This window comes from Streptomyces sp. NPDC007095, assembly GCF_040634475.1.
Classification (GTDB): Bacteria; Actinomycetota; Actinomycetes; order Streptomycetales; family Streptomycetaceae; genus Streptomyces.
Genome location: NZ_JBEYFS010000148.1, coordinates 23,754 through 30,637 on the forward strand (window position 1 = coordinate 23,754; position 6,884 = coordinate 30,637).

The 6,884-nt window shown below is 70.1% G+C and carries 6 protein-coding genes and 1 pseudogene; 5 read left to right on the forward strand and 2 right to left on the reverse strand.

The genetic code is table 11. The features are described 5' to 3' along the window. The first annotated feature begins 125 nt into the window (after nt 1-125). The 3 genes from ABZ656_RS38160 (at nt 126) to ABZ656_RS38170 (ending at nt 3,632) form a co-directional block, all read left to right on the forward strand. Nucleotides 126-836 carry an HAD family phosphatase gene (locus ABZ656_RS38160; protein ID WP_360274441.1) on the forward strand — a complete coding sequence of 237 codons (711 nt, stop codon included), beginning with the start codon at nt 126-128 and terminating at the stop codon, nt 834-836. 611 nt (nt 837-1,447) lie between these two features. After that, a complete protein-coding gene (locus ABZ656_RS38165; RefSeq protein WP_360274444.1) occupies nt 1,448-2,662 on the forward strand; it encodes an FAD-dependent monooxygenase in 1,215 nt (404 codons plus the stop codon). A gap of 421 nt (nt 2,663-3,083) precedes the next feature. Continuing rightward, complete coding sequence (locus ABZ656_RS38170) at nt 3,084-3,632, forward strand: hypothetical protein (RefSeq protein WP_360274447.1); 549 nt, start codon at nt 3,084-3,086, stop codon at nt 3,630-3,632. Between the two features lie 174 nt (nt 3,633-3,806). Here the strand turns inward: ABZ656_RS38170 and chrA are convergent, their stop codons facing one another. Further along, nucleotides 3,807-4,988 carry a chromate efflux transporter gene (gene chrA, locus ABZ656_RS38175; RefSeq protein WP_360274450.1) on the reverse strand — a complete coding sequence of 394 codons (1,182 nt, stop codon included), beginning with the start codon at nt 4,986-4,988 and terminating at the stop codon, nt 3,807-3,809. 408 nt (nt 4,989-5,396) lie between these two features. Continuing rightward, the gene (locus ABZ656_RS38180; RefSeq protein WP_101406414.1) at nt 5,397-6,044 is read right to left on the reverse strand and encodes a phosphatase PAP2 family protein; all 648 of its coding nucleotides are present in this window, start codon (nt 6,042-6,044) and stop codon (nt 5,397-5,399) included. 206 nt (nt 6,045-6,250) lie between these two features. Between ABZ656_RS38180 and ABZ656_RS38185 the strand changes: the two genes are divergently transcribed. After that, nucleotides 6,251-6,634 (forward strand): BlaI/MecI/CopY family transcriptional regulator, encoded by a 384-nt coding sequence (locus ABZ656_RS38185; protein WP_101406415.1) that lies wholly within the window; start codon nt 6,251-6,253, stop codon nt 6,632-6,634. A 157-nt stretch (nt 6,635-6,791) separates the two neighbouring features. Beyond that, nucleotides 6,792-6,884 (forward strand): annotated as a pseudogene (locus ABZ656_RS38190) (DsbA family oxidoreductase); the annotation flags it as partial.

Sequence of the window (6,884 nt, forward strand, 5' to 3'; positions counted from 1 at the left end):
TCGAGCCACTAAATGGGGTCATTGCCTGATTTATCAGTCTGAAATAACGTAGCGCCACTATCTTTCCGCTTCCTATGGATAGGCGGAAAGCCGCACTTCATGCGTACGACCGCATAGGAGCCCCTGTGACCACCACGCCCCACGGCCTGCTCGCCTGGTCGCTCGAAGCCGTCGTCTTCGACTGTGACGGCACACTGATGGACAGCGAACGCCACTGGCAGGAAGCCCGAAGCCTGGCCTTCCGGGAGTACGGACTCCAGCCACCGCCCGGATTCGCGGTACAAGCCACGGGCCTGCACTACGAGGACTGTGGCCGGCTGATGGCGCGGACAGTGCACAAGCCCGAACTGACGGAAGACCTGACGGCCGCGCTTCTCGACCACTTCCTGGCCCTGGTCACCGACGACCCGGTGACCATGCCGGGCGCAGTCCAGCTCGTCCGGCTGCTCTCCGGCCGGCTGCCCCTGGCCGTCGCCAGCAACTGCCCGAGAGTGGTGGTGGAAGGCAGCCTGGAACGGGCCGGGCTGCGCGCGCACTTCCAGCACATCGTCGTCCCCGACACCGGGGACGGCGTGCGCCCCAAGCCGCACCCGGACACCTATGCCGTGGCGGCCCGGCTCTGCGGTGTCCGCCCGCACCGAGCCCTGGCCATCGAGGACTCCCTGACGGGTGTGGAAGCGGCCCGCCGCGCCGGACTGCGGGTTCTTGGCGTCGGCCCCAGGCCGCAGGGCGACGGCGCCACTCGGGCCGACCTATGGTTACCGGCGCTGTATGCCCCCGAACTGCTGACCTGGGCCCAATCCTCCGGTACTCCGAAACCGTTGCCGGAATCCTAGTGCGCTGCTGGATGAGGACAACAATGCCCCCGTCGGCGACTCCAGCGAAACTGCCCTGCTCGAGTTCCCCGCGCAGGGCGTGGAATCCTTCCTGCGCGAAACGTGGTCCGCGGTGCCGCCGGTCTGCCGGCGGGGTACGGGCCGGGTCGGTGTGGCGGGGGTGCGGGTGATGGCGATGACCGTCTCGTTGACCGCGACCGCGTGCGGGGCACCCGAACGGGCCGCACCACGCGCGGTCCCTGGTTGACCTGGTGCAACGAGCTGCACCCACTTCCACTCCGAGTCAAGTGCGGACTTGTACCTGACGATCCCGGCGATTCAGCGGCTCCGCGAGGACCTGGAGCGCTCTGCGGCAGTGACGCTCCAGGCCGAGTCGCCCTGGGGTGCCACGGCAAGCGTTGCCCTTCAAGCAGCCGCCCGACCAATTCGCAGTGGCATGGCTGGTATTGGCGCTGCGGGGCTCACGGCCGAGCCTGTGCAAGCGTTTTCTCCGGACGTACAAAAGTCACGGTCCGGTAGGAAGTCCGGATGGCGGTCATGCGCTCGTACGGTGCCGTTGAGGCACGTCCGGTGCGTCCCTTTTCGTTTCACCTTCGAGAAGGGACACAGCTGTGTCGGATCTGCATGTCATCATCGCCGGAGGCGGGCTGGGCGGCCTGGCCCTCGCCCAGGGGCTTCGCCAGGCGGGGATCAGCGTCGCGGTGTACGAGAAGGACTCCACTGCGGCCTTCCGCAACCAGGGCTACCGCATCCGCATCAACTCCCACGGCATCACCGCGCTCAGGGCGGTGATGACGCCGCAGGCGTACGAGGTGTTCGAGGCTACCGCCGCCACCCCCGGGTCGCGCATGGACGCCTTCGACCACCAGCTGAACCTGCTGCACGCCCAGGAACTCCCGCCCGTCCCGGACCTGCCCGGCGGCGGGCACCTGGCGGTCAACCGCATGACGCTGCGGCAGATCCTGTCGTCCGGCCTGGACAGTGCAGTGCACTACGGTGCCCAGCTGACCCACTACGACACCGACCGGTCGGGCTCGGTGACCGCGCACTTCGCGGACGGCACCAGTGCCACGGGCGACGTCCTGATCGGCGCCGACGGGGTCAACTCGGCCACCCGGAGGCAGTACCTGCCCCAGGCTCAGGTCGTCGACGCCGGACTGCGGCTGCTCTACGGCAAGATCCCGTTCGCCGGTGACCAGGCCCGAGCCCTGGTCCCGCCCGAACTGCTCGGACTGTGGACCACCGTCATCGGCCCGTGCAAGCGCTTCGTGGGACTCGCCCCCGTGCAGTACCGCGAGCCCATGCACCAGGCGACGGCCCGGCTGGCTTCCGACATCGAGCTCAGCGACGACAGCGACTACCTCGCGTGCGTCTTCGGCACCCGGCGTGAGCAGATTCCTTGCACGGACGAGGAGTTGTTCGCGATGAACGGCGCGGAACTAAAGGCGCTCACGCTCTCCCTGGTGGAGGGATGGCACCCTGGACTGGTCGAGATGGTGTCCCGCCAGGACCCCGCCTCGATCTTCCCGGGCTCGGTGCGCACCAGCGTGCCCGTCGCGACGTGGGAGACCACCGCGGTCAGCCTGTTGGGCGATGCCATCCACGTCATGAGCCCTGCCATCCGTGTTGGCGCGAACACCGCACTGCGTGACGCGCGGGTACTGACCGCTCGGCTCGTTCAGGCCGCCGGTGGTCGGCCGTTGGCCGAGGCCCTGCACGCGTACGAGAAAGAGATGACCGGCTACGGCTTCGACGCCGTGCGCGAATCGGCCGCCCGCGGGCACAGCCTGGTGGGGCAGGACCCGCTGCCCTCCACAGCGGTGTAGGCGTCTCAGCCTCCGCGCCGCGCGGCGCCGCCGGTCGAGGCTCGTGAACGCGCGGGATGTCCGTCCGAGGCGTGCACCCGCTGCCGGTGAGTGCTCTCTGGCCAGGGGCAGGCCACCGCGCAAGTCTCCCCGGTGACACGCAGTTCAACGGAAGGAGCGGCGGCTCCCGTCGTCAGCGCAGGAGGGCCAGCTCGGCCCTGCCCGCGGCTTCGGTCAGGTCCTGACCAGGTGGACTGCCGCCGCGCCGACGGCTCTCGCGCTGGCTGGCATGCTGGGCACCGGATGCGCGGCAGGCGACAGTACCTCCAGCGGCACGTCCCTCCGTCCGGCCGCCGCCCGGCCCAGCCCCTCCAACAGCGATTGCTGGAGGTCGGGCACATCGGGCGACGACTGGAACCACTGGGACTCATGGAGGCCCGGCATGAGGCCGGGCATGATGAGCCGCGATGACTGCTCGTGGGGTCCCGGCATGATGGGCAGGCACTACTGGCAGCGCGGCGACGGCACCCCGGTGAAGACCCTGGACCAGGCCCGACAACGGGCCGACGCCTTTGCCGACCGGCTCGACCTGCGCGTCGGTGAGGTCATGCAGTTCTCGAAAAACTTCTACGCCGAACTGGAAACCCCCTCCGGGATACTGGCCACCGAGATCCTCGTCGACCCGGCCGACGGTGACACCGGGATCGAGTACGGACCGGCGATGATGTGGAACACCGACTACGGCATGCACTACCGCGGCCAGTCCCAGAACCGGATCTCCCCCGGCCAGGCCCAGGACCGTGCCCAGCAGTGGCTGCGCGACCGGGGCCTCGGCCTCACCGTCGGCGAGGCCGAGGCGTTCCCCGGCTACTACACCCTGCACACCCTGCGCTCCGGGAAGATCAACGGCATGCTGTCGGTCAACGCCTCCACCGGCGCCGTGTGGGACCACACCTGGCACGGCCGCTACATCGCCACCAGCGAGCACTGACAGGCGCCGGAGAAAACACGGCCGCCTCTGACCAGGGCCACGAACCGTGCGTTCCTAGAACTCTCCCGCCGCTACGGGGTCCACCGGCGGCTGGTCCGCGAGGCCCTGACCTCACCCGGCCCACATAACGCGGGAGGGAAATGCCCTGCCAGGGAGCAACGCGCGGCGTGAGCGTCAGGCCACCGGCCAGCCGGCCATCGCCGCGGCCACCCCCAGCACACCCGCTCCCAGCAGTGCGCTGACCACACCCCGGCGCGCGGCCAGCAGCCAAACGGCTGCCGCGGCGAGTACGGTGAACTGCCAGGCATGCTGCAAGGCCAGGGCCAGCGGGATCGCTGATCCGGCAATCGCACCGGTCACCGCAGGCCCGGCGCCGGTCAAGAACGCCTGCACCCTCGCATTGGCCCGCAACCGGTCAAACCGTGGCCCCCCGAAGATCACGAACAGGAACGAAGGGGCAAACGCGACCGTGGCGGCGAGCAGCCCGCCACCCACCCCGGCGGCGGCATAGCCGACCACCGCGACGGTCTGCACCACCGGACCGGGCGTGATCTGGCCCAAAGCGACGGCGTTGAGGAACTGCCCGTCGCTCATCCAGTGATAGTGGCCGACCGCATCGGCCTGCATGAGCGGGATGATCACGAACCCGCCTCCGTAGGACAGCGCGCCGACCTTGAGCGCCACCCACGCCAGCGCCAGCAGACCCCCGCCCACCACGGGCGCGGCAGCCAGCAGCGGCCATGACGCGGTCCGCCTGACCGGGCGGTCCGAGGCGCCCGCCCGCGCCGCGACCTCCACCAGGCCGGCGGCGATCAGGATCAGTACCAGCCACGGTCCGGTCAGCGCGGCCGCAGCCGCGCCCGCCACGCAGTAGCCGATCCACCGGGCCCGCGCCGCCCGCGCCTGCCCGGCCCTCTTCCAGCTCCCCGGCACCAGGCCGACCGCGGCCTGCACCGCCACCGCCGCGACCGCCGCCCCCGCACCGGCAGCGGCGCCCCTCACCCACAGCGGCGGGTGCCCGGCCAGGAACAGCGCGGCCATGGCCAGGATCAGCACCAGACCTGGCACGATGAAGCACACTCCGCCGACCAGGGCGCCGGCAAGGCCGCGCAGCCGCCACGCGGTGAAGATCGCCAACTGAGTCGAGGCCGGGCCCGGCAGCAGGTTTGTCGCCGCGATCCCGTCCTCGAACTCGTCCGCGGCGATCCACTGGCGGCGATCCACGCACAGCTGCCGCAGCAGCGCGATATGTGTCGGTGGCCCGCCGAACCCGATGCAGCCAATCCGGCCCCACTCCCGGGCTATCGTCCCCAGCCCCACCCGGACCCCGTCCGCCCGGCCCTGGTCTGCCACCACGCCGCTCTCTTTCCCACGCCACCGATCCCAGCCGCGTGACCCTAACGGGCGCGGATGAACGGACAACACCGCCGGTGCTCACCGCAACGGCGCGCAAGCCCTGCCGACCCGGGTGGGGCCAATCGAGTCGTTCGAGGCCACGAGACCGGACAGCACCGCCGTTTGACCCCGTGTAAGACCGAAACAGGGCCATGCGTTGACCTTGAACCCGTGGATGGGCAACGGGGCTTCCGGAGAGTCGTTGAGGAGCGGCGAATCAGCGGTTGTAGCGGGCCAAGAGGCGGTGGCCGCCGAGGCGGCCGATGGCGTTGCCGAGGTTGTCGCCCGAGACCGCGCGGCGAGGAGGGCGATGGCGGTTGGCACGCCGGGAAGCGGAGGCGGAGCCATCGGGTTCTCCTCGGCCTTTGTTCAGGGGGAAGCGTGGGCGCCGGCGGGGGTGGCGGTCAGCACCGGTCCCAATGCTCCGGTACGCAGCCGTGCGACGAGCGGGAGGGCGATGCGGCCGAGGAGCAGGCTGGCCAGGTAGGCGACGGGCAGGGCGAGGAGGGCGGCGCCGATGACGTCGTGAGGGTAGTGGGCGCCGACGTAGACGCGGGTGAAGCCCTCCAGCAGGGCGAAGGCTGCGGCGATGACGGAGAGGCGCCGGTCGAGGAGCCACAGGGCCGCAACGGTGGCGAACGCGGTGGTGCTGTGGCCGCTGGGGAAGGCGAAGTCGGTGCGTGCGGGGCAGGCGTCGACGAAGTAGTCGTGCGGCAGTGAGTAGCACGGCCGCACCTCCGCGACCAGCTTCTTGGCCACCTCGGCGACGGCGAAGGCGGCCACCACGGCGACCGGCGCGGCCAGGGCGAGGACCATCGACCGGTCGTCGCGACGGCGGGCATTCCACCAGCCCATCAGCATGAGCACCGCGAACACCCCCAGGCCGGCGTTGGTCCACAGCTCCATCGGGGTGTTGAGCCACGGGGTGTCGCGGGCGAAGTCGGTGACGGTGGTGAACAACGAGCCGTCGAGGGCAGAGCCGTCGAAGGCGAGCTGGACCGCGGAATGCACTGTCATCAAGCGGGGTCTCCCAGGGTCGGGGCCTGCTGGCGGGCAGCACCCCTGGCGTCTACAGGTGTGTAAAACTTCAGGGCGGCGTGCGCCGCTTCCAGGAAGGGAGGTTTGGCCATGCTTGCCGCGTGCGGAGAACTCGGCGTAGATGCTTCTACGATGGTGTAGAAGTTCTACAAGACTGTAGACGATGAACGGATGGTAGCCAACTCGTGAACACGGGACGCGCTCCGAGTGGACGCAGGCCGGGTGGCGCACTCGAGGCGGAGGTCCTGGCCGTGCTACAAGCGTCCCGGCAGGCGCGGACCCCGGGAGAGGTACTGCGGTGGCTGGGGGACGGTCTGGCCTACAGCACGGTGGTGACGGTGCTGTCGAGGATGTTCGACAAGGGGCTGCTGACCCGCAGCAAGCAAGGACGCGCGTACGCGTATGCGCCCATCGCCGACGCCCATGGGCTGACCGCGCGGCGCATGCACCAGGTGCTGGAGTCCGACCCGGACCGCGAGGCGGTGCTCTCCCGGTTCGTGGAGGACCTGCCCGCCCGTGACGAGCAACTGCTGCGGCAGTTCCTCGGCGACTTGCCGGGCCAGGGGTGAGATACGTGGTGTTGCACCTGCTGGTCTACCTGCCTCTCCTCTTCCCCGTCCCGGCCGCACTGGCCGCACGGCCGCTGGCCGAACGTCTGGCGCCGTGGCTGGCCACGTGGCTGCTCGCCGGGTGCGCGCTGGCGCTGGCCGCGCTGAGCTGCGTGGCTCCTTCGAGCTGGACCCCGGTCGCGCCAAGGGCGACATCCAGCCCGTGATCAAGATGCTGACCAAGAAGTACGGCATGAGCGAGGCGCAGGCG

Coding starts and splice junctions, on each gene's coding strand:
- ABZ656_RS38180 (WP_101406414.1), bottom strand. CDS start 6,044: ATGACAGTGCATTCCGCGGTCCAGCTCGCCTTCGACGGCTCTGCCCTC.
- ABZ656_RS38170 (WP_360274447.1), top strand. CDS start 3,084: ATGAGGCCGGGCATGATGAGCCGCGATGACTGCTCGTGGGGTCCCGGC.